The 20,464-nt window shown below is 64.6% G+C and carries 18 protein-coding genes; 8 read left to right on the top strand and 10 right to left on the bottom strand.

Features of this window, described 5'->3' with window-relative positions; genetic code table 11:
* Positions 1-79: 79 nt before the first annotated feature.
* The 3 genes from U0O11_RS15340 to U0O11_RS15330 all read right to left on the bottom strand — a co-directional run bounded on the left by U0O11_RS15340 (position 80) and on the right by U0O11_RS15330 (position 2,959).
* A complete protein-coding gene (locus U0O11_RS15340; protein ID WP_043334597.1) occupies positions 80-337 on the bottom strand; it encodes a YfhL family 4Fe-4S dicluster ferredoxin in 258 nt (85 codons plus the stop codon).
* 10 nt (positions 338-347) lie between these two features.
* Positions 348-857: a pantetheine-phosphate adenylyltransferase gene (gene coaD / locus U0O11_RS15335; RefSeq protein ID WP_043334599.1), complete on the bottom strand. Its 510-nt coding sequence runs from the start codon at positions 855-857 to the stop codon at positions 348-350.
* 227 nt (positions 858-1,084) lie between these two features.
* Complete coding sequence (locus U0O11_RS15330; protein ID WP_279837392.1) at positions 1,085-2,959, bottom strand: beta-ketoacyl synthase; 1,875 nt, start codon at positions 2,957-2,959, stop codon at positions 1,085-1,087.
* Positions 2,960-3,437: 478 nt separating this feature from the next.
* Between U0O11_RS15330 and trmB the strand changes: the two genes are divergently transcribed.
* Positions 3,438-4,127, top strand: a complete 690-nt coding sequence (trmB, locus tag U0O11_RS15325) for a tRNA (guanine(46)-N(7))-methyltransferase TrmB (protein WP_107335950.1) — start codon at positions 3,438-3,440, stop codon at positions 4,125-4,127.
* 6 nt (positions 4,128-4,133) lie between these two features.
* On the opposite strand, the gene U0O11_RS15320 is transcribed toward trmB, so the two are convergent.
* Positions 4,134-5,060: a LysR family transcriptional regulator gene (locus U0O11_RS15320; protein ID WP_153636574.1), complete on the bottom strand. Its 927-nt coding sequence runs from the start codon at positions 5,058-5,060 to the stop codon at positions 4,134-4,136.
* Positions 5,061-5,201: 141 nt separating this feature from the next.
* Between U0O11_RS15320 and U0O11_RS15315 the strand changes: the two genes are divergently transcribed.
* From U0O11_RS15315 to dacB, 3 genes are all read left to right on the top strand, one after another.
* Positions 5,202-5,651: a PACE efflux transporter gene (locus tag U0O11_RS15315; RefSeq protein ID WP_153636573.1), complete on the top strand. Its 450-nt coding sequence runs from the start codon at positions 5,202-5,204 to the stop codon at positions 5,649-5,651.
* A 4-nt stretch (positions 5,652-5,655) separates the two neighbouring features.
* A complete protein-coding gene (locus U0O11_RS15310) occupies positions 5,656-5,985 on the top strand; it encodes a DMT family transporter (RefSeq protein ID WP_153636572.1) in 330 nt (109 codons plus the stop codon).
* 67 nt (positions 5,986-6,052) lie between these two features.
* Positions 6,053-7,603, top strand: coding sequence for a D-alanyl-D-alanine carboxypeptidase/D-alanyl-D-alanine endopeptidase (gene dacB / locus U0O11_RS15305; protein WP_242007700.1), 1,551 nt, complete (start codon positions 6,053-6,055; stop codon positions 7,601-7,603).
* A gap of 304 nt (positions 7,604-7,907) precedes the next feature.
* On the opposite strand, the gene U0O11_RS15300 is transcribed toward dacB, so the two are convergent.
* Both U0O11_RS15300 and nhaB read right to left on the bottom strand, forming a co-directional pair.
* Positions 7,908-8,885, bottom strand: coding sequence for an MDR family oxidoreductase (locus U0O11_RS15300; protein ID WP_153636571.1), 978 nt, complete (start codon positions 8,883-8,885; stop codon positions 7,908-7,910).
* A gap of 197 nt (positions 8,886-9,082) precedes the next feature.
* Positions 9,083-10,615, bottom strand: coding sequence for a sodium/proton antiporter NhaB (gene nhaB / locus U0O11_RS15295; RefSeq protein ID WP_043334613.1), 1,533 nt, complete (start codon positions 10,613-10,615; stop codon positions 9,083-9,085).
* A 287-nt stretch (positions 10,616-10,902) separates the two neighbouring features.
* Between nhaB and U0O11_RS15290 the strand changes: the two genes are divergently transcribed.
* From U0O11_RS15290 to U0O11_RS15275, 4 genes are all read left to right on the top strand, one after another.
* The gene (locus U0O11_RS15290; protein WP_043334615.1) at positions 10,903-11,274 is read left to right on the top strand and encodes a diacylglycerol kinase; all 372 of its coding nucleotides are present in this window, start codon (positions 10,903-10,905) and stop codon (positions 11,272-11,274) included.
* 102 nt (positions 11,275-11,376) lie between these two features.
* Positions 11,377-14,466, top strand: coding sequence for a bifunctional [glutamate--ammonia ligase]-adenylyl-L-tyrosine phosphorylase/[glutamate--ammonia-ligase] adenylyltransferase (gene glnE, locus U0O11_RS15285; RefSeq protein WP_279837374.1), 3,090 nt, complete (start codon positions 11,377-11,379; stop codon positions 14,464-14,466).
* A gap of 79 nt (positions 14,467-14,545) precedes the next feature.
* Positions 14,546-15,313, top strand: a complete 768-nt coding sequence (locus U0O11_RS15280) for a hypothetical protein (RefSeq protein ID WP_054557234.1) — start codon at positions 14,546-14,548, stop codon at positions 15,311-15,313.
* Between the two features lie 141 nt (positions 15,314-15,454).
* Complete coding sequence (locus U0O11_RS15275; protein ID WP_279837375.1) at positions 15,455-16,339, top strand: ion transporter; 885 nt, start codon at positions 15,455-15,457, stop codon at positions 16,337-16,339.
* A gap of 121 nt (positions 16,340-16,460) precedes the next feature.
* Here U0O11_RS15275 and speD read toward each other — a convergent pair whose 3' ends face one another.
* The 4 genes from speD to U0O11_RS15255 all read right to left on the bottom strand — a co-directional run bounded on the left by speD (position 16,461) and on the right by U0O11_RS15255 (position 20,301).
* Positions 16,461-17,255 carry an adenosylmethionine decarboxylase gene (gene speD / locus U0O11_RS15270; protein ID WP_043334620.1) on the bottom strand — a complete coding sequence of 265 codons (795 nt, stop codon included), beginning with the start codon at positions 17,253-17,255 and terminating at the stop codon, positions 16,461-16,463.
* Positions 17,256-17,568: 313 nt separating this feature from the next.
* Positions 17,569-17,994 (bottom strand): OsmC family protein, encoded by a 426-nt coding sequence (locus tag U0O11_RS15265; protein WP_324692531.1) that lies wholly within the window; start codon positions 17,992-17,994, stop codon positions 17,569-17,571.
* Between the two features lie 178 nt (positions 17,995-18,172).
* A complete protein-coding gene (locus U0O11_RS15260; RefSeq protein ID WP_279837376.1) occupies positions 18,173-19,033 on the bottom strand; it encodes a nucleotidyltransferase family protein in 861 nt (286 codons plus the stop codon).
* Positions 19,033-20,301, bottom strand: coding sequence for an aminoglycoside phosphotransferase family protein (locus U0O11_RS15255; protein ID WP_153636567.1), 1,269 nt, complete (start codon positions 20,299-20,301; stop codon positions 19,033-19,035). Before U0O11_RS15255 ends, U0O11_RS15260 begins: the two co-directional genes overlap by 1 nt.
* Between the last annotated feature and the right edge of the window lie 163 nt (positions 20,302-20,464).

Below are 20,464 nucleotides of genomic sequence, written 5' to 3'. Positions count from 1 at the left end.
GCAAGCAGCAGCCGTCACGACGGATGTGGCGCAGTACAGGCCATGTCATCGTCATGACGGCTGCCGGAGCAGGCGGCAATCAGTTGCCGAGTGCGGCCGTGATGATGTGGTACTTGTCCATCAGCTCTTCCTGGCTTTCCTTGTTGGCCGGGTCGAGCGGGATGCAGTCGACAGGACAGACCTGCTGACATTGCGGCTCATCGAAGTGTCCGACGCATTCGGTGCACAGGTCCGGGTCGATGACGTAGATCTCTTCCCCCGGCGAGATGGCCCCATTGGGACATTCCGGCTCGCAGACGTCGCAGTTGATGCACTCATCAGTGATGATCAGGGCCATGATGCTGTCCTCAGCTTGTGGCGGTGTCGTCGTCGGTAGCGGAGAAATGCCGGGCGAGGGTCTCGGCCACCAGCGGATGCACCAGACGCGACACATCACCGCCATGACGCGATATCTCGCGCACGATGGTCGATGAAATGTAGGAGTTCTGTAATTCCGGGGTCAGGAACAGGCTATCGACGTGCGGTGCCTGGGCCCGGTTCATGTTGGCCAGCTGCAGTTCGTACTCGAAGTCGGAGACCGCACGCAGGCCGCGCAGAATGATACGCGCATTCTGTTGCTCAAGCAGCTCTGTCAGCAGGCAGCTGAAACCGATGACCTCGACATTGTCGAGATGCGCCAGAATCCGGCGTGCCAGATCGATGCGCATCTCCAGCGGCAGCGCGGGGCGTTTGCTGGGGCTGTAAGCCACCGCGACCACCACCTTGTCGAACAGGCGGGCGCCGCGCTCGATCAGGTCGGTATGGCCATTGGTGATCGGGTCGAAGGTGCCGGGATAGACGGCAATGTTCTTGGGCATGACGAACTCGAGCTCTGTCGGCAGCGGGTCAGCCTGGTGACCGGCTGCAGTGGACGACGAAGGATGAGGAGCCGCAGAAGGCCGGGGCGCAGTGGCTGTCGCGCCGCCGGCTCCCCCGGTACGCCGAGTGTAGAACCCCTCGCGCGGCTTGCCAGTCGCGGGAGGGGATTCGTCACCGAGTGCGCAACCCGGGAGGGGTAGCCAGCCGGTCTTGCAGCGAGCCTGGCTTACAGCGAACCGAAGGGGTTGTCGACCTTGAGCGAGACGGGCTTCGCATAGCCGGGGATACGGATCTCGCGATCCGTGATCTCCAGCTCCGGACCTTCGAGCACGCCTTCACCGAAGCGATAGGTCGGCGTGAATTCGCCGCGCTGTGCCTTGTCCAGATAGTCGGCGCGACGCTGCTCGCAGAGACCGCTGCGTTCACGCCAGGCGGCCAGTGCCTCCTCACCATGTCGCGCCGCCAGCAACTTCAGCGTGACGTCTGCCGACAGCACCACGCCACTGGCGTTGTTGCCACCGAAGCCCTTGGCATTGATGAAGGCGACGTCTGCGGTGAACTCGCGCGCCTCGCGGCGGATGTCGAGGTGGCTGTGATGCACGTCATCGGCGATGGCATCCAGCGTCGGGATACCCGGCAGGATGCCGGTCGCCATGCTGCCGAGCGCCGACACTGCCTGATCGCCCGCGGCGCTGCCCTGGCTGTGGCCGACGAAGGATTTTACCGCCACCACGGGCCAGGCCTGGATGTCGTTGGCGCGAGCCACTTCATTGAGCACGTGGGACTCGGTGGTGCGGTTCTTCGGCGTGGAGGTGGCATGGGCGTGCACGAAGCTGCGCTGGCGCACGCCTTCATCGCCGACGATATCGCGCGCCAGCGCCACCGCCTTGCTCAGGGTGATGTAGTTGCCGACGCCGGGTGCCGAGATGGAGCGCTTCCAACCATCGGCATTGACGAACACGTCCGGCACGCTGCCGATGATGCGAGCGCCGGTGTCCAGCGCCAGATCATCCGCCATCAGGATCACGAACTGGGTCGCTTCCGCGATGGTGAAACCACAGTTGCGCGCGAACGGGCGACAGGCCTTCTGGTAATCGCTGTCGGTGAGCACTTCCAGCGCGTCGAGGGCCTTGAGGCTCTCGTCATCGGCCAGGGCGCCCATGCTGCGGAAGCCCTCGATGACTTCCGGCGTGATCGGCGCATCGGCGGTACCGACCATCACCACACGGCGACGGCCGCTGCGGATGTCATTCAGGCCCAGCTTCAGGTTGTAGAGGAAGCTTGCGCAGGCGCCCATCGCCGCACCGGCGCCGCCGACATTGCCCAGCACATAGGCATTGAGGAAGTCGGCGGGCATCTGGGCATAGCCCAGCGGCATCTGCTTGGAGGTGGCGCGCTCGCCGGCCACGAAGGACTTCATCAGTCCGCCCCAGCCTTCGGCGTCCATCTGGCCGATGGAGTTGCCGGCGTAGACGGCAATATCGTCCGGATCGAGGCTATCGCGCAGCGCATCCCAGTCCAGGCCGCTGTCGCCGAGGCAATCGCTGGCACCGAAGATGGTCATCGACAGGCCGCGCGGGTGATGCACGCTGCGATAGAGCTGCTCCGGCGCGAAGCCGCTGGGCAGCTGACCCGCGGCACGCACCAGCGCCTGACGATGATCGGGCAGCAGGACATCGAATTCGCCGGCCGGTACCGTGACTTCGACATGACGGTTGTCCAGCTCGCGGATCTGCCAGTCAGCGGGCGGCTGTTCCGGCAGCTGGCGGCTGCGCAGCGTGAAGGTCAAGTCCTGGCCCAGCGTCAGCTTTGACTGACGATTGGCAGGAATGCCGGTCGCGTTGAAGCGCTCGTCTTCAATGCGACGAATCAGGGTGTGGGACAGCACCTGGTCTGCCAGACGCTCCGCAAGCGCCTGAGCCTCGGCGGGCTGGCCTTCGGCATCGAACCACTGGCCCTGATCATCGCAGCGGGCGAGGTTCATGAGCGACGCGAGACCCAGCAGGGTCTCTTGACGGTCTGTCTCCGGCAGGGAGTCGAGCACCGTGCGTCGGAACGCCTGATGGCCCGAAGTTCTGCCGGCGGCATTGACGCCGCCCATGCCGACGATCACCGGTAAGTGTGACAAGCCGCTTTCCTCGTAAAAATACTGTGAGTCGTTGGTCTGGGCGATACCTCTGCGGATATTCGTCCAAATGATGGGCGGATGATAACACCCCCTCAATACAGGCGTCATGCACCCCCGCCTCTACGCGGGCGCGCCAGCGAGCGCTTGCTGCGAACACTGTGCGATATCTCTGCGCTCAGTGCGAGTCCCACTGGCCTGTTTTTGTACTCGTCATGGCGCGGGATGATCGTGATTAAACGTTTGTTTGATTTTCGAATCGCAAGCTGCCATTCTGTCGTGGCTGTTTGAGTTGGTGTAGGCGCGTGCCGCGAGGCAGGCGCCTTTTTTTGTGCCCAGGCCTTCCTGCGCCGCCGGCCCCGGATGGGCTGTACGCCATATGGCGCAGCCCGATGCAGGCGCATCTGCTAGACTCCGCGCGTGATTTTCCTGCCCGTTGCTATCGGAACTGCTGATGTACGCCAACTCCCGCCAGATCGATTCTCCCCAGACCGGCCCCCACGAGGATATCGAGCGTCGCGTGCGCCGTGCGATGGCTCATCCGCTGCGCAAACCCGTGGCGGAGCATACCCGCGAAGCGTTCCTGCAAGCGCAACAGTGGTTGTCGGCTCAGGCGAAGCCCCTGTGGCTGGACAGCGGCTGCGGCGTCGGGCGATCGACTCGCCAGCTGGCACTGGCGCATCCGGACCATGCCGTCATCGGCGTGGACCGCAGCGAAGACCGTCTCAGCCGCAAGCATGGCGAGCTGCCGGACAACGCCTTGCTGGTGCGCGCAGACCTCGTCGACTTCTGGCGCCTGGCGCTCGCCGCGGGCTGGGCACCTGCGCATCACACCCTGCTGTACCCCAATCCTTATCCCAAGGCGCGCCATCTCAAGATGCGCTGGCAGGGCCACCCGGTATTTCCGATCATCATGGCGCTGGGCGGTCAGCTGGAGCTGCGCACCAACTGGGAGATCTACGCTCGGGAGTTCGCCCAGGCCATCGGGTATGCCACCGGTGTCGAGGTGACAGCGCACGCCTTCGAGCCGCAGGGCGATTATCTGACGCACTTCGAGCGCAAGTATCACGAGTCTGGCCAGGCGCTGTGGCGACTCGAATGCCAGCTTGAACACACGCCCGAGCGCTACCCGCTGCAGGTCTGACGCGACTCACGTCGGTGGCAGGTTCTGGTTGGCGATAGCGGCGTGGCTGTTGTGGAAGGTGTCGCGCAGTGACTGGCGCAGCCAGCTGGCCGCGGGGCCACGAGGGCTGTCGCGGCGCGAGATCAGTTCGATATCGATGTCGGCGGTGGCGCCCAGCGCGCTCAAGTCCAGAATCTTCAGGCGCTGCTGAAAGGGGGGGTAGTGGGCGATATGGCGCGGAACCTGTGCCCAACCCAGCCCGCGCGTCGTAAGCTCTGCCATCGCATAGAAGCTGTTGAGCTGCCAGAAGCGCTGTGAGCGTGGCCCCTCGTGGCCGGGTTCCAGTTGCTGACGTTGGCCGATCATCAGCTGGCGGTGATCGGCCAGATCACTGTGGGTCGGGCTCTCGAGCTGCGCCAGCGGGTGATCGCGTGCCACGATCAGCACCTGCTCCAGTCGCCCCAGCGCCTCGCGCTCCAGCGCCATGACACCCAGCGGCTGATAGAACAGGATGCCGAGATTGGCCTGGTGCTGCTCCACCCAGCGGGCCACCTCATCCTGCGCGCCATTGAGCAGATTCAGCGTCAGCGTCGGGTATTGCACCGCCATCTTTTCCAGTACCGCCATCACCGGCGGCATCTCTACCAGCGCTTCATCGATCGCCAGCGTCAGGCTGGCTTCCAGCCCCTGGCTGAGGGTGCGGGCGCGTGCTTCCAGGCGCTGGCATTGCATCAGCACGCTGTTGGCTTCATGCAGCATGGCCTCGCCCGCGGGCGTCAGCACCGGCGTACGAGGGCCGCGATCGAACAGCTCGCAGCCCAGGTCCAGCTCCAGATTGGCGATGGCGGTGCTGACCGCGGATTGCGCGCGACCCAGACGCCGCGCCGCCGCCGAGAACGAGCCCGTCTCCGCCACGCAGCGCAGCGTCTGCAGTTGCTCCAGTGTCCAGTTCATTGCCTCGCCTCGCGCCTTGATCCATCTGAATAATAGATGGATACCAACTTTAAACCATCTTGTACCTCTCTAGAATGCCTCCTCCATCCGCGTCGTTCAGCCCGTCCGGCATCACACGCGGTGATCGAGAGGAGGTATGACATGCGTTCCAAGAAAGAACGTCTGGCCCAGGCAGGATTGCTGGAATTGGGCGGTATCCTGCTCGTGGCGCCGCTGTCGGCACTGGTCACGGGGAATGACCTGGCGAGCATGGGCAGCCTGGCGGTGGTGATGTCCACACTGGCGGTGATCTGGAGTACGGTCTGGAACTGGATGTTCGATCGCTGGGTGCCGACCCGCCAGCGCAGCGCGACCCAGCGCATCGCTCAGGCACTCGGCTTCGAGCTCGGCCTGGTACTGGTGACCGTCTTCATCGTGGCCGCCTGGCTCGACCTGGGACTGTGGCAGGCATTGCTGCTGGATCTGGGCTTCGTTGCCTTCTTCCTGGTCTGGGCCATGATCTTCAATCCGTTGTTCGATGCCGTGATGAGTCGTCTGCTGGCGCGCAAGGCCGCGCGTGAGCAGCAGCTGGCCCCCCACAATACGAGGTGATTCGATGAGTTATGTCTTCCTGGCAGTGGCCATACTGGCGGAGGTCATCGCGACCAGTGCGCTCAAGGCCTCCGAGTCCTTTTCGCGATTCGGCCCCAGCGTGATCGTGGTGGTGGGCTACGGCATCGCCTTCTATTTCCTGACGCTGGTACTGCGTGATCTGCCGCTGGGCGTGACCTATGCGGTGTGGTCCGGGCTCGGCATCGTGCTGGTCACCGTGTTCGGTGCGGTGGTCTATCGCGAGATGCCAGACCTGCCGGCCATCCTGGGGTTGGCGATGATCGTGGGCGGTGTCGCCGTCCTGCATCTGTTTTCCAGCGCCAGTCCTCATTAAGCTAGGGGCATCACGGCGCCTCCCGGCTGTGACATGGATGCTCACCGACGACGTCACTGGATGCCTCATGCCCCTATTTCGCACTGCACCGACCTCTGCGCGACCCTCCCGACTGTCTCCCCTGTTGCCCTTGCTGAAGGCGGCGCGCCCCGCGGCAGCGGGCAAGTCGCTGCGTTTCACGCGCTCGCTGCGCCGACTGGCCATGGCGGCCGGTGCGACGCTTGTCGTGGCGGGGCCGGCGCAGGCGGCGGGCTTTGACAACCTGACGCGACTGACTGACAAGGGCTTCATCGTCAGTGCCCAGGCGCGCATGCTTGATACCGGCGAGACGCTGGCCTCGGTCAATCCCGACCAGCAACTGACGCCGGCTTCGCTGTCCAAGCTCTATATCGCCGGTGCGGCGCTGGACCGTTTCGGCCCGCAGTACCGTTTCTCCACGCGTCTGCGCAGCACGGGCACGATCAGCGGCGGCGTCTTGACCGGTGACCTGGTGCTCGAGGGCAGCGGCGACCCGGCGCTGACCAGTGAAGAGCTGTGGCGTCTGACCGAGGAGCTGCGTTTTCGGGGCATCCGCCGCGTCGAAGGGCGCCTTTTGATCAGCCAGTGGCGCTTCGGGCCGGTGCCCTGCATCAGTACCGATCGCTGCAATGCCTCGCGGCGTTCCAGCAATGCCTATGATGCGCTGCTGTCGTCCGCGGCCAGCAACTATGCCAGCTGGTGCGTGAAGGTGATGCCGGGTGCGGGCAGTCAGGCGCCGGCGCGACTGGCCAGCTGCGACACCACCCAGCCCACCGAGATATTCGACAACCAGGTCACCACGGTCGGCGCGGGGGGCAAGAGCGCCATCAATGCCCGCCGCACCACCAGCAACGGTCGCGATACGCTGGTCGTCACCGGCACCATCGCCGCCGACAGCCAGCCGCGCAGCATCTACCGCGCCGTCTCCAATCCTGCGCTGTACACCGGTGAGCTGATGCGTGACATCCTGGCGCGCGCCGGGATCACGGTGACCGGCGGGGTGGACATCACCTCGACGGCGCCGCCCTCCAGCGCCGCGCAGCTCGGTAGCGTCGAAGGCAAGCCGATGCAGGAGTTGCTGACGCGCATGCTCAACTACTCCAACAACTTCATGGCGGACCAGCTGACGCTGGCGCTGGTCGGCGGCAGTCAGGCCACCTTGCGCCAGGGCGGCGCCAAGCTCGAGACCTTCGCCAGCGCGATTCCCGGTCACGGCCCGCTGACGATGTATTCCGGCAGCGGCCTGACCTCCCAGAACCGCACCAGCGTCAGTGGACTGGTGGCGTTGCTCGACAGCATGTATTACCGCCCGGCGCTGTTCCCCACCTTCGTGGCGGGCCTGCAGGCACCGGTCAATGGCCCGATGCGCTTCATCCGCCGTGGCAGCGAGACCTTCCGCAATCACGTGATGGTCAAGACGGGCACGCTCAACAACCCGGTGCCGGTGCGCGCCATCTCGGGATACTTCCGCACGCAAAGTGGCCGCTGGGGCGCCTTCGCGGTGATGGTCAACGGTCGGGCAGCGGTGCCTTATCTGTCCTGGCCGCAGGTGCTGGATCCGGTCGCCGAGGACCTGACCGCGATGATCGAGCGCAACTGAGCTCCTGATCGCGAGCGCAAGACACGAAAGCCCCGCCAATCGGCGGGGCTTTCGTGTTCATGGCCTGAGTGACAGACACAAAAAACCCCGCCCGAAGGCGGGGTGGTCCTCCACACGCCCGGCATGGCTGAGGGGAGGGCACTCGGGACGCTCGACAGGGCGCAACGAGATAACAAGAGCATAGCGTTGTGTGACGGCGTTGGCTAACGCCAAAATCGCTATTGCACCGCAACAATCAAGGACTTGAAGCGTTTTTGGCGCTGCGAGGGCAAATTTTCCGTCGCGGGTCGTGCGTCGAGTGTCTTCAGCGCGTCGGGTCGAGCAGCACACGACCGCTGACGCGTCCGTCGATCATCGCCTCGGCGCGTTCGGCGAGGCCTTCCAGGCCGACCGTCTCGAGCTGCATCTGGGTGTGCATCTCGTCCGGCAGGTCGGCCAGACGCTGCCAGACCTTTTGCCGGCGTTCGGCGTTGATCATGACGCTATCGACGCCCAGCAACGAGACACCGCGCAGGATGAACGGCATCACGCTGGTGGGCAGGTCGGCGCCCGCCGCGAGGCCCACGGCCGCCACCTTGCCATCGTAATTCATCTGCGCCAGCAGATTGGCCAGCACCTGGCCACCGGCGGTATCCACGGCGCCTGCCCAGCGGCTCTTCTCCAGCGGACGGCCCTTGTCCTCGAAATCACTGCGCAGATGGACTTCGCTCGCGCCCAGTGACTCGAGCCATTCGCGCTGCTCGGCCTTGCCGCTGACCGCGTGAACCTCGAAGCCTTGCCCAGCCAGCATCTGCACGGCCCAGCTGCCGACCCCACCGGTGGCGCCGGTGACGATCACCGGGCCCTGCTCGGGCGTCAGGCCGGCCTCCTCGAGACGCATCACGCATAGCATGGCGGTCAGGCCGGCGGTGCCGAAGGCCATGGCCTGCTCGGCGCTCAGATTGGCGGGGCGCTTGACCAGCCACTCGGGCTTGACGCGCATGCGCTCGGCCAGGCCGCCCCAATGGCGCTCGCCCACGCCCCAGCCGGTCAGGAGGACCTCATCGCCCGGCTGATAATCCGGCGAGTCGGAGGCCTCGACGCGACCCGCGAAATCGATGCCCGGCACGAAGGGCAGCTCGCGAACGATCTTGCCACGGCCAGTAATGGCCAGCGCGTCCTTGTAGTTGAGTCCGGAACGCTCGATGGCCACCGTGACAGGCAGGTCAGGTAGCTGATCATCGGAGAGGTCGACGACTCGAGCGCGAGGTGTCTCTTCGTGCAGCATCAGTGCGCGGGACATGGCTGTCTCCTTGTGGATGGCGTTGGTGTTGGCGGTCTTCCTGCTTGAAGGTGTCACGGCGTCTGATCGAGACGCGTCATCTCACAGTGCCTGCAAGCGACGCTGTGGGGAAGTCTCGCGATATCGACATTGGGATGAGACTGACGCAACCGGGGCCAGCCGGAGGTGCGGCTGGCCCCGGTAACAGGAGGTGCTGACTAGATGAAGCTGCGCACGGTGGCCAGCCCGACCAGCGTCATCAGCACCGTGTAGGGCAGCGCCATCCACACCATGCGCCCGTAGGAGAGCCTGACCAGCGGCGCGATGGCGGAGGTGAGCAGAAACAGGAACGCCGCCTGGCCGTTGGGGGTCGCAACGCTGGGCAGGTTGGTGCCGGTGTTCACCGCGACCGCCAGCGCATGGAAGTGCTCGCGGCTGATATTGCCGGCCACGAACTCGTTCTTGACCTGGGTGATGTATACCGTGGCCACGAAGACATTGTCCGAGATGGCCGAGAGCAGGCCGTTGGCCAGAAACAGCGCGCCGGCCTGTTCCTCGATGGGCAGACTCAGTACCCACTGGATGAACGGCTGGAACAGATGCTGCTCGTGGATGACCGCGACGATGGTGAAGAACACCACCAGCAGCGAGGTGAAGGGCAGCGATTCCTGGAAGGCGCGGCCGATCTGATGCTCATCGGTGATGCCGTTGCCGGCGGTCAGCAGGATGATCACCGCCAGCCCGATCAGCCCGACTTCTGCCATGTGCAGTGCCAGCGCCAGGACCAGTAGCACGGCCACCACGGCCTGCACGATCAGCGCGGCGCGTTCCCGCGGCGTGCGCCGTGAATCCTGGTGATGGTCATAATCCTCGAGAATGCGTCGTACGCTGGCGGGAAGGCGCTGGCCGTAGCCGAACCAGCGGCCACGCTCCAGCAGCACGCACAGGGCGAGGCCGGCGAAGAAGGTCGGCACGGTGACCGGCGCCATGGCGAGGAAGAAGTCGATGAAGTCCCATTCGGCGGCCTTGGCGATCACCAGATTCTGCGGCTCGCCGATCATGGTGCTGACGCCTCCCAGCGCGGTTCCCACCGCGCCATGCATCAGCAGCGAGCGCAGAAAGCCGCGGAAATCCTCGAGGTCTTCACTGTGCACGGCCTCGACGCTGACATCGTTGGCATGGTCATGCTGGGTATCGAAATGCTTGCCCGAGGCCACCTTGTGGTAGACGGAGTAGAAGCCCACCGCGATGCCGATGATCACCGCCGTCACCGTCAAGGCATCGAGAAAGGCGGACAGCAGGGCGCTGGAGAGACAGAACATCAGCGACAGCCAGGTCTTGGAGCGCACGCCGAGGATGATCTTGGTGAAGGCATACAGCAGCAGCGGCTTCATGAAGTAGATGCCGGCCACCATGAACATCAGCAGCAGGATCACCGGCAGGTTGCGCTCCATCTCCTGCATGATGGCCTCCGGCGAGGCCATGCCGATGACGACGGCCTCCAGTGCCAGCAGGCCACCTGGCTGGAGGGGATAGCACTTGAGCGCCATCGCCAGCGTGAAGATGAATTCCCCCAGCAGCAGCCAGCCGACGATCACGCCACCTTGCGGACCGCTGAACCACAGCAGCAGCGGATTGGTGATCAGAAACAGGCACATCAGCTGCTTGTACCAGCGTGGCGACTGGCCGAGGAAGTTGCGCGCCAGTCCGCGGCTGAGCGTCTGGCGTGTGTCGTGTGATAGCGAAGGCATGGGCAGTTCCCGGCGTTGATTTGTTGTTGTTGGAGGACGGGATCGGCAATGCCGCTTCAGCGCGTGCTTTGCTATCATCGCCGCCGTCATCGAGCGCCTGGCGGTATTAGAGCACGCCCGTCGATGAGGTCTCGGGTAGCCTTTGGTCGTGAAAATCGCGCAGGCAGCGCTGCGCTGTCGCTGGCCGGTGTGCTGCGAGCTCTCCCGAGGCGTGTTGCTGGCAGACGTCGTCCGATTGAAAGATCGGCCTTTGCAGCCTCCGTGCTGCTTCTGTACGAGACCCGAAGATGAAATCACGGCATACCGGCTTGACCCACCTCAAGCATTCCGCGCGTTACTCGCTCAAGGGCCTCAAGGCCGCCTGGAGCAACGAAGAGGCCTTCCGCCAGGAGATCGTGCTGTGCGCCTTGCTGCTGCCGTTTGCCTGGTGGATCGGTGATTCGCATGTCGAGTGGCTGCTGCTGGTCGGCTCCACGCTGATCGTGCTGATGGTCGAACTGCTCAACTCGGCGGTGGAATCCGCGATTGACCGCATCGGCCCGGAATTCCATGAACTGTCTGGCCGCGCCAAGGACATGGGCTCGGCGGCGGTGATGATCAGCCTGATCTTCGCCGGGCTGACCTGGGGCACCTTGCTCTACGACAAGCTGTTCGGCTGAGCGTCTTCGCTCCGGTCTCATCGATGGAAGGGGCAGCGGGCAGGGCCGTGTCATGTGCCTGCGGCCTCCGTTATGCTGAGGGCTGGATCGAAGGAGACGACCATGCCCCAGCCATCCCCCGCGCAGTCCCGCCCACTGTTGCCCGCTGATTTCCTTGCGCCGTCATCGCTGCTGGCCGAGCAGTCGGCTGACAGCCGTGCCACGCTCGAGAGCGCCCTGTGCGCCGCCCAGGAGCGCCTCGAAGAGAGCCTGGCCCAGGCTGAGAACCTCAGCGAGATGCGTGGCGATGACAGCTCTCCGCTGGCGAGCTTTCTGGCCCTTGATGAGCGTCAGCGCAGCCAGCTGGGACGTCTGATCACGCTGTCCGACTTCGCGCTGGAGACGCTGTGCCGTCGCCCTGAACTGCTGTCCGAGCTGCTCGAGAGCGGCGAGCTGCAGCGCGCCTTGCCGGTCGCCCAGCTCACTGAGCGCCTCGCCGTCGGCCTCGCCAGCGCCGAAGATGAGAAGGCGATGCAGCAGGTGCTGCGGCGCTTCCGCCAGCTGCGCATGCTGGGCATCGTGTGGCGCGACCTCAACGGCGCCGACATGTGGCAGACCGCGGCGGCGGTCTCGCACCTCGCCGAAGTCACCCTCGAGGGCGCGCTTGGCTGGCTGGAAGCCTCGCTTGAGCCGCGTTATGGCCGCCCCGCGCCGGACCGTTTCGGCGAGCCGCAGCGGCTGGTGGTGCTCGGCATGGGCAAACTGGGCGCCGGCGAGCTCAACCTCTCCTCCGATATCGATCTGATCTTCGCCTTCCCCGACAAGGGCGAGACATCAGGTGGCCGCAAGTCTCTGGATCATCAGGAATATTTCACGCGTCTCGGCCAGAAGCTGATTGCCGCGCTGGACGCGATGACCGCCGATGGCTTCGTGTTCCGCGTCGACATGCGGCTGCGTCCGCTGGGGGACGGCGGGCCACTGGTCGGCAGTTTCTCGATGCTGGCCAGCTACTACCAGGATCAGGGCCGCGAATGGGAGCGTTACGCGATGCTCAAGGCGCGCCCGGTGGCGGGCAGTGTCGCTGCCGGCGAGCGCCTGATCGCGCACCTGCGGCCCTTTGTCTATCGTAAGTATCTGGATTTCGGTGCCATCGAGTCGCTGCGCGAGATGAAGGCGATGATCAATCGCGAGGTCAAACGGCGCGGGCTGTCCGACAACATCAAGCTCGGCTCCGGCGGCATTCGCGAGGTGGAGTTCGTCGCCCAAGCCTTCCAGCTGATTCGGGGCGGGCGTGAGTCGGAATTGCAGGTCACCTCGCTCAAGCAGGCCTTTGCGCGCCTGCCAGCCCTGGGATTGCTGCCGCAGGCGGTCGTGGATGAGCTGGTGCCGGACTACGTCTTCCTGCGCGATCTCGAACACGCTCTGCAGGCACAGGCCGACCGCCAGACCCAGACACTGCCGCTGGACCCGCTGGGCCGCGAGCGCCTCGCGCTGGCCATGAAGCTGCCCGATTGGGAGGCGCTCACCGCGCGGCTGGAAGAGGTGCGTACGCGCATCCGCCATCACTTTGACAACGTGATCGCCGCGCCGGAAGACGACGAGGCCGAGCAGGGCGAAGGCCAGCAGGCGCTGGATGAGTGGCGAGCACTGTGGCGTGGCGAGCTGACGGCCGAGGAGGGCGAGGCTCTACTCGCCGAGAGTGGCTTCGAGAGTGCCGCCGAGAGTTTCCGGCGCCTCGACAGCCTGCGGCGGTCACGTGCGGTGCAGGGCATGCAGCGCATCGGCTTTGATCGTCTCGATGCACTGATGCCGCCATTGCTGCAGGCGCTGGGCTCGGCGGCGGGCGACCCCGAGAAGCCCGGCGAGCACGATGCCAGCCGAGTGCTGGAGCGCGTCTTGCCGCTGATCGAGGCGGTACTGCGGCGGACGGCCTATCTGGCGCTGCTGCGCGAGAACCCGGATGCGCTGGCGCAGTTGATGCGCCTGTGTGCGGCCAGCCCGTGGATCGCCGAGCAGCTGGCGCGCTATCCGGTGCTGCTCGACGAGCTGCTGCACCCGCATAACCTGTACTCACCCGCCGACAAGACGCGCCTCGCCGATGAGCTGCGCACTGCGCTTTCGCGCATTCCCGAAGATGATGAAGAGGCGCTGCTCGAGGCCTTGCGGGTGTTCCGCCATGCCCAGGTGCTGCACGTGGCGGCCTCCGATATCGCCGGTGCCCGCCCGCTGATGAAGGTCAGCGACTACCTGACCTTCATCGCCGAGGTGGTGCTGGAGCAGGTGCTGGCGATGGCGTGGAAGACCCTGACCCGCAAGCATGGCTTCCCCATCGGGCGCGATGGCCAGCCGATCACCGGCGACAGCCTGAGTGGCAGTTTCGTGATCGTCGGCTACGGCAAGCTGGGTGGCATCGAGCTGGGCTATGGCTCGGACCTGGATCTCGTCTTCCTGCATGATGCGGCCAGCAAGGGCCAGACGGATGGCCCGCGGCCGCTGGACAATCCGCTGTTCTTCACGCGTCTGGGGCAGCGCATCATCCACCTGCTGACGGCGGTGACGCCGGCCGGTGCGCTCTACGAGGTCGACATGCGCCTGCGTCCATCGGGCAATTCGGGGCTGCTGGTCTCGAGTCTGGCGGCCTTCCGGGACTATCAGCTCACGCAAGCCTGGACCTGGGAGCATCAGGCGCTGGTACGCGCGCGGGCCGTGGCGGGAGACCCGGCGCTGGCGCTGGCCTTCGAGGAGGTACGCCGTGAGGTCCTCGGTCAGCAGCGGGACGAGAAGACGCTGCGCCAGGAGGTGATCGCCATGCGCCACAAGATGCGTGATCACCTGGGCAGCAGCGCCAAGGACCGCGAGGCCGGCCAGTTCCACCTCAAGCAGGACGCCGGCGGCATCGTCGACATCGAGTTTCTCGCCCAGTACTGCGTGCTGGCGCTGAGTCATCAGGTGCCTGCTCTGCTCGAGTGGAGCGACAACATGCGGCTGCTGGAAACCCTCGAGTCCTGCGGACGGCTGCCGGGCGAGCAGGCCGGTGAGCTGCGCGAGGCCTATCTGGCCTATCGCGATGTCAGCCATCGCCTGGCGCTGGAGAAGCACGGCAGCCTGATGCGGTTGGAGCAGCACCCGGTGATAGCCGCCCATCGTGAGCGGGTCATCACCCTCTGGCAGGCACTGCTGGGCGAAGATCAGGTCAGCCACGAGGGAGTTTAACGCCAAATCAATGCTCGCAATCCCCTGTCGCTGTCCCCAAGAAAGGGTGCACCAGACAACGTTGACAGGGGAGGTCAGCATGATGGAGTGGATTGCGAATCACTCGAAAACCATCTCGGCGATAGCCAGTATCGGCTCGTTCTTCATCTGGCTGGTCTATGCGCAGCTGCTGTATCACAACTTCCGTCGCCAGCGTCGCCCGCGCGTGCTGATCAATCGCGGCAAGTCCAAGGGTATCGACAGTCTGTGCATCGTCAGCAACATGAGTGCCGAATCGATCTTCATCGAGCACATCATCGCCAGGCTGGATACCAGTCATGGCAGCCTGCTGATGGATGTCACCGAGTTCGAACGCAGCTATCAGGAAGGTGACGAGCAGGGTAACAATCAGCAGGACGGCGACAGCGAGCAGTCCGCGCAGGAGGCTTCCAGCAGCAGTGAATGGCGTATCTCCGATACCACGCGTCAGGGGCCGCTGGGCTCGGGCGACTTCCTGCATATCGGGACTTTCTCTGAAGTCATCGAGCGCATGGCGCGCCGCAATGGCATCTCGCTCGACGGTCACTGGCCCAGCAATGAGCAGCTGGAATTCCAGCGCCTGACGCTGAGCATCATCGGCATCTATGGCAGTGAGGACCATCCGATCGGCGTCGAGCGTGCCTTCCGCCTGCACGATGCCAATGGAGAATGTGCGCTGGTGCCGGAACGCTGGGATTCCAATCGCCTGTCATCACGCAGGCAGCGTCACAAGTTGCGCAAGCTTTTGAATCGCATCAGTGGTGAGGACATCAGCGAGCAGTCCACCTTCCAGCCCCCGAGTGACGAGGAGTCGCGCAACAAGGCTTGATGAGCGCGGGCGCCTGAGCCCAGGGATGCATGAACCATCGGACAGATGAGTGCTCGGGCGCACGCCAGCGGTGGCTGCACACTGTCAGGGCGACGAGGATGGGGTAGGCTTTCCAGAGCCCCACTCACGGAGAGTCTTCGGATGCAGGAACGCGTCACGCCCTTTCAGCTGTTCATCCTGGTGCTGTCGATCTATGTGATCGGCGCCATGGTGGTAGACCTTGTCTTTGTGCTGTCACCCCAGGTCCAGCGGCTGCTGGAATACATGGACTATGTGGTCTGCCTGTTCTTCTTCATCGATTTCTGCAAGCGCTTCGCCAGTGCCAAGAGCAAGCGCGAGTACATGAAGTGGGGCTGGATCGACCTGCTGGCCTGTATTCCGGCGGGACTCTTCCAGGGCGCGAGGCTGTTTCGCGTGGTGCAGGTGCTGCGGGTTCTGCGCGCCATCAAGTCGATGGAAATGATCTGGAAGCTGCTGTTTCGCAACCGGGCCGAGGGGGTCTTCGCCTCGGCGGCCACCGCCACGGTGCTGCTGGTGGTGTTCGGTGCCCTGACCATGCTGATGGTGGAGACACCCAATCCCGACAGCCCCATCAATACCGCAGAGGAAGCGCTGTGGTGGGCGGTGGTGACGGTGACCACCGTCGGTTATGGCGACTACTATCCCATCACGACGCTCGGTCGCGTGGTGGCGGTGCTGCTGATGGTCGGGGGCGTGGGGCTGTTCGGGAGTTTCGCCGCCTATATCAGCTCGATCTTCATCGAGGATGACAGCGAGCAGGAGGCCCGGGCGGCGCGTGCTCAGCGCGACATGACGCGGGCGCTCTATCATCAGATCAGCGAGCTGACGACGGAAGTGCGCGAGCTGCGTGAGCGGCTGGATCAGGTCGCGCAGGAGCGGGGTGAGTCGCTGGCTGAGCGCGAGCGCCACCGCGAGGCGCTGCATCGCCAGGTGAATGAGGAGATGGAACAGCGCCTGGGGGATGCCGCTCCGCCAGACAGGGAGGGCCCCGCCGGCGATCGTTGAGCCGGCAGGCAACAAAAAGCCCCTGACACCGTGAGGTGTCAGGGGCTTTTTTCGGACTGTCATCAGGCCTCAGGCAAGCAGGCACAGGCGCTGCGACTGCCGTGCATGACGCAGATGATGATCAGTCGAAGTTGCGCGAGTAGAAGATCTCGAGCATTTCACGACGCAGGCGGCCTTCGATGTTGGTGGCTTCCTCGAAGGTCAGCTCGCGACGCGAGGTGCCGAAGAGGTAGTTGTCCAGTTCGAAGTCCTTGAGCAGCATCTTGGTGTGGAACATGTTCTCTTGATACACGTTCACATCGACCATCTGGTAGGCACGCTTGGTGTCTTCCGCCAGGTAATCCTGGATGGAGGTGATGTCGTGATCGATGAACAGCTTCTTGCCATCCACGTCGCGCGTGAAGCCACGCACGCGGTAGTCCATGGTCACGATATCGGAATCGAAGCTGTGGATCAGATAGTTCAGCGCCTTCAGCGGGCTGATCATGCCACAGGTCGAGACATCGATATCCAGACGGAAGGTGCTGATGCCGTTGTCCGGGTGGGACTCGGGATAGGTGTGCACCGTGACGTGAGACTTGTCCAGATGGCCGACGACCGTTTCCGGCAGCGGGCCCGGGCCCGGCGCGGTCTGGGACACGTCCTGCTCTTCCAGCTCGTGCTCGGCGATCAGGATGGTCACGCTGGCACCATGCGGCTCATAGTCCTGGCGTGCGATGTTCAGCACGTGGGCACCGATGATGTTGGTGACATCCTTGAGGATCTGGGTAAGACGCTCGGCATTGTAGAGCTCATCGATATAATCGATATACGCCGTGCGCTGCTCTTCGGTCTGCGCGTAGCAGATGTCGTAGATATTGAAGCTCAACGAACTGGTGAGGTTGTTGAACCCGTGAAGGCGGAGTTGATCGCTCACGTCCAGGCCTCCTTGAAATGGGAGGGTGGTATGACATCCGATGCGCCATTGCAATGGAGCAGAGGCAGGCATCGGGCCGAAGAGGACATCTCGAAAGGCACGTCCCGAGCGCTGGCAGCATGACTCACAGGGAGCATTGCATGCCATCTTTGCCACGAGACGACCGGTGAGACGACCGGTTTGAGGGGCGTATTATGCACAGGCAGGCCTGACACGCCAGCGACAATTCCCGCCGATCCTGGCGAGACGTCGTCAGTGGTGCGCTCCCTCCCGCCGTCGGCGGGGCCTTGAGCGGCGGGAGGGCGAGGCTTGATCAGGCCGCGATGTCGATGACTTCGTAGGAGTAAGTGATCTCGACACCCCCGGCGCTCAGCATCAGGGAGGCGCTGCAGTACTTCTCGGCGGACAGCTCGACGGCACGCTTGACCTGGGATTCCTTGAGGTTGCGACCGGTGACCACGAACTTGACGTGAATCTTCGTGAACACGCTCGGCACGCTATCGGCGCGCTCGGCGCTCAGTTCGGCGTGACAGTCAGTGACCTGCTGGCGGGCCTTTTCCAGAATCTGGATGACATCGAAGCTGGTGCAGCCGCCCAGACCCATCAACAGCATTTCCATCGGACGCGGACCGGTGTTGCGACCGCCGTTGTCCGGATTGCCGTCCATGACCACGCTGTGGCCGCTGCCGGATTCGGCGAGGAACTGGCGACCATCGGTCCATTTGATGCTGGCGTTCATTGCCATGTCGGAACTTCTCCTTCTGATAAGTCGTTGATGCGCCACCGGCCCGGAGCTAGTGGCTATAAAGGCCAGGGGCTACAGGAATAAGGGCGCGGTGAGCACGATGGCGCACAGGGTAGCATTGTCATCGCCGTGCCCGGAGGAACGTCCAGCGCTGAGCTTATATCGCGCTGGCTCAGGCCCTGGCGTGGCTCAGCAGCTCATCCAGCTCGGCCAGACGCTGTGGGGTGCCGACATCGATCCAGGCGCCGCGATGATGCAGGCCGCGCACCTCGCCATGCTGCATGGCATCACGCAGCAGCGGCGCCAGCTTGAAGACGCTGTCGGGGCCTTGATAGGCCGGTGTCTCGGCAATGGCGCGGCGGATCAGGCGTGGTGACAGCCACGACACACCGGAGAAGGTCAGGTGGGTGCCGGCCTGCTCTTCCTGCTCGTCTTTCTCTTCCTTCTCGTCCTGTTCGTCGCTCTCGGCGCCGGCTTCATCCTTCACTATCCCCGTCGGGGTGAGCAGGAAGTCTCCCTCGGGATGATGTGGCGGGTTATCCACCAGCACCAGACCCGCCAGCGCCTGCGGCTGGTCGGCAAGCGGGGCCAGTGAATGGCTCGCCAGCGCCTGGATGGTCAGCAGCGTGAGGTCGACGTCACACCAGACATCGCCATTGATCAGCAGGAAGGGCGTGTCATCGCCTGCGTCCTGCGTCAGCGCATCGGAGAGTGACAGGGCGCGAGCGATGCCGCCGCCGGTTTCCAGCGGCGTCTCCTCGCGCGAGAAGATCAGCGTCAGGGAGCGCTTGCGGCCCTGCCAGCAAGCCTCGAGCTGGCCCTTGGCATTCGGCTTCGCGGCGAAGTGGCTCAGAATCCTGTCGGCCAGGTGGCCGACATTGATGACGACCTTGTCCACATCGATCGCTTCCAGACGCAGCAGATGGTGCTCCAGCAACGGCAGCCCGGCGACTTCCAGCAACGGCTTGGGGGTGTGGTCGGTCAGCGGGCGCATGCGCGTGCCGAAACCGGCCGCTAGAATCATCGCGCGCATCAGTGGCTCCCCGGCTGGTTATCGGCATTTGCTGCGCTTTCCTTGCTTTCCCCACTTTCCTTGCTTTCCCCACTTGCCGCAGCGCTCTTCGCGGTGTCAGCGGCGGCCGCATTGCGTTGCAGGCGGGCGGCGCGATCGGCGAGTGCCGCCAGCTCATCGTAATCATCGAGGTTGATCTCGGGGCGCTCGCCATTGGCGAGGCGCAGATCGCGCGCCTCGCATTCCTCGGCCAGCCGCAGCGACAGCGCCGGCGTCAGCACCTCATCCAGCCAGTGGGTGAAGGAGATCAGTTCCGGGCAGAAGGCCAGACCTTCGCGCAGGTGACCGAGGAAGCGCGGCATCAGCGTCAGGTAGCGAGGCTTGGCGTCCCGCAGTGTCAGGCGCGCGAAGATGCCGAGAATCTTGAGATTGCGCTGCACGCCCATGCGTTCGACGCTCTGGCGGTATTCCAGCGGGCTCGGTGCCGGCAGGCCGGCCGCGGCGTAGCGTGGCAAGGCGGCCAGACGCGCCTGCTCGATCCAGCGCGCCATGGCGGGTTCCGGCCAGCGCCAGTGACGGTCACGCAGCAGCGAGATCAGGTCGTAGTTCTCGGGGCCGCTGACGGCGTCTTGAAAATCGATGATCCACAGCCGGGTCTGGTGCTGGGATGCCGACTGATGCAGGAACAGGTTCTGGGCATGGAAGTCGCGATGCACGCTCACCACCGGTTGCGCGCTGGCGGCCGCGAGCAATTGCCCCGTCAGCTTGTTCCAGGCGGCGTAGCGGCGGTCATGCGGCATGTCGAGCAGCTGGCCGAGACACCACTCCGGAAACAGCTCCAGTTCGGCGGACAGGCGGGCGTCGTCATAGGCAGGCAGGTTGCCGGGCGGCAGTTGATGCAGCTGCTCGAGCAGCCCGATGGCTTCGCCATAGTAGTGGTCGGCGTGCTCGGTGCTGGTCAGGGCGGTCATCAGCGGGGTGTCGCCGAGGTCTTCCAGCTCCAGAAAGCCGAGTGCCTCGTCGAAGGCGAAGACCTCGGGAAGCGGCAGGCCGGCGTCGCGCCATTGGCGGGCGATGGCGACGAAGCCGTGGCTGTCTTCCTTCTCGGGCGGGGCGTCCATCAGGATGCGCGCCGGCGTGGCCGGATCGAGTTCCTCGAGGTGCAGACGGAAATAGCGGCGGAAGCTGGCGTCGTCAGCCACGGCGCTCATGCGCACGGCCTCTGGTGTGAGGTCGTGGCGGGCGGCGGCCCAGGCGTGCAGCGCCTGGCGGCGGGCGTCGGATGTCATGGGGCTTGGGCTCCTGTCGGCGTGTGCGCGGGGCCGGCTGTCAGTTGACGCCTGTGCCGCGGCCCCGCATGCTGTCGTGTGGTGACGAGAAGGCAGGCGGAACCGGCAAGCAGGAAGGCCGGTTGCTGGGCCTGTATAATACCGATTCCCCCAGCCAAGGACA

It is taken from the genome of Cobetia sp. D5 (assembly GCF_035666195.1).
GTDB classification, from domain to species: Bacteria; Pseudomonadota; Gammaproteobacteria; order Pseudomonadales; family Halomonadaceae; genus Cobetia; species Cobetia amphilecti.
The sequence above is the reverse complement of the archived record's forward strand: the minus strand, read 5'-3'. Positions and strand labels throughout refer to the sequence as shown.

Excerpts from the sequence above, each read along its gene's own strand:
- U0O11_RS15340 (WP_043334597.1), bottom strand. The coding sequence starts at position 337 with ATGGCCCTGATCATCACTGATGAGTGCATCAACTGCGACGTCTGCGAG.
- coaD (WP_043334599.1), bottom strand. The coding sequence starts at position 857 with ATGCCCAAGAACATTGCCGTCTATCCCGGCACCTTCGACCCGATCACC.
- U0O11_RS15330 (WP_279837392.1), bottom strand. The coding sequence starts at position 2,959 with ATGGGCGGCGTCAATGCCGCCGGCAGAACTTCGGGCCATCAGGCGTTC.
- trmB (WP_107335950.1), top strand. The coding sequence starts at position 3,438 with ATGTACGCCAACTCCCGCCAGATCGATTCTCCCCAGACCGGCCCCCAC.
- U0O11_RS15320 (WP_153636574.1), bottom strand. The coding sequence starts at position 5,060 with ATGAACTGGACACTGGAGCAACTGCAGACGCTGCGCTGCGTGGCGGAG.
- U0O11_RS15315 (WP_153636573.1), top strand. The coding sequence starts at position 5,202 with ATGCGTTCCAAGAAAGAACGTCTGGCCCAGGCAGGATTGCTGGAATTG.
- U0O11_RS15310 (WP_153636572.1), top strand. The coding sequence starts at position 5,656 with ATGAGTTATGTCTTCCTGGCAGTGGCCATACTGGCGGAGGTCATCGCG.
- dacB (WP_242007700.1), top strand. The coding sequence starts at position 6,053 with ATGCCCCTATTTCGCACTGCACCGACCTCTGCGCGACCCTCCCGACTG.
- U0O11_RS15300 (WP_153636571.1), bottom strand. The coding sequence starts at position 8,885 with ATGTCCCGCGCACTGATGCTGCACGAAGAGACACCTCGCGCTCGAGTC.
- nhaB (WP_043334613.1), bottom strand. The coding sequence starts at position 10,615 with ATGCCTTCGCTATCACACGACACACGCCAGACGCTCAGCCGCGGACTG.
- U0O11_RS15290 (WP_043334615.1), top strand. The coding sequence starts at position 10,903 with ATGAAATCACGGCATACCGGCTTGACCCACCTCAAGCATTCCGCGCGT.
- glnE (WP_279837374.1), top strand. The coding sequence starts at position 11,377 with ATGCCCCAGCCATCCCCCGCGCAGTCCCGCCCACTGTTGCCCGCTGAT.
- U0O11_RS15280 (WP_054557234.1), top strand. The coding sequence starts at position 14,546 with ATGATGGAGTGGATTGCGAATCACTCGAAAACCATCTCGGCGATAGCC.
- U0O11_RS15275 (WP_279837375.1), top strand. The coding sequence starts at position 15,455 with ATGCAGGAACGCGTCACGCCCTTTCAGCTGTTCATCCTGGTGCTGTCG.
- U0O11_RS15265 (WP_324692531.1), bottom strand. The coding sequence starts at position 17,994 with ATGAACGCCAGCATCAAATGGACCGATGGTCGCCAGTTCCTCGCCGAA.
- U0O11_RS15260 (WP_279837376.1), bottom strand. The coding sequence starts at position 19,033 with ATGCGCGCGATGATTCTAGCGGCCGGTTTCGGCACGCGCATGCGCCCG.
- U0O11_RS15255 (WP_153636567.1), bottom strand. The coding sequence starts at position 20,301 with ATGACATCCGACGCCCGCCGCCAGGCGCTGCACGCCTGGGCCGCCGCC.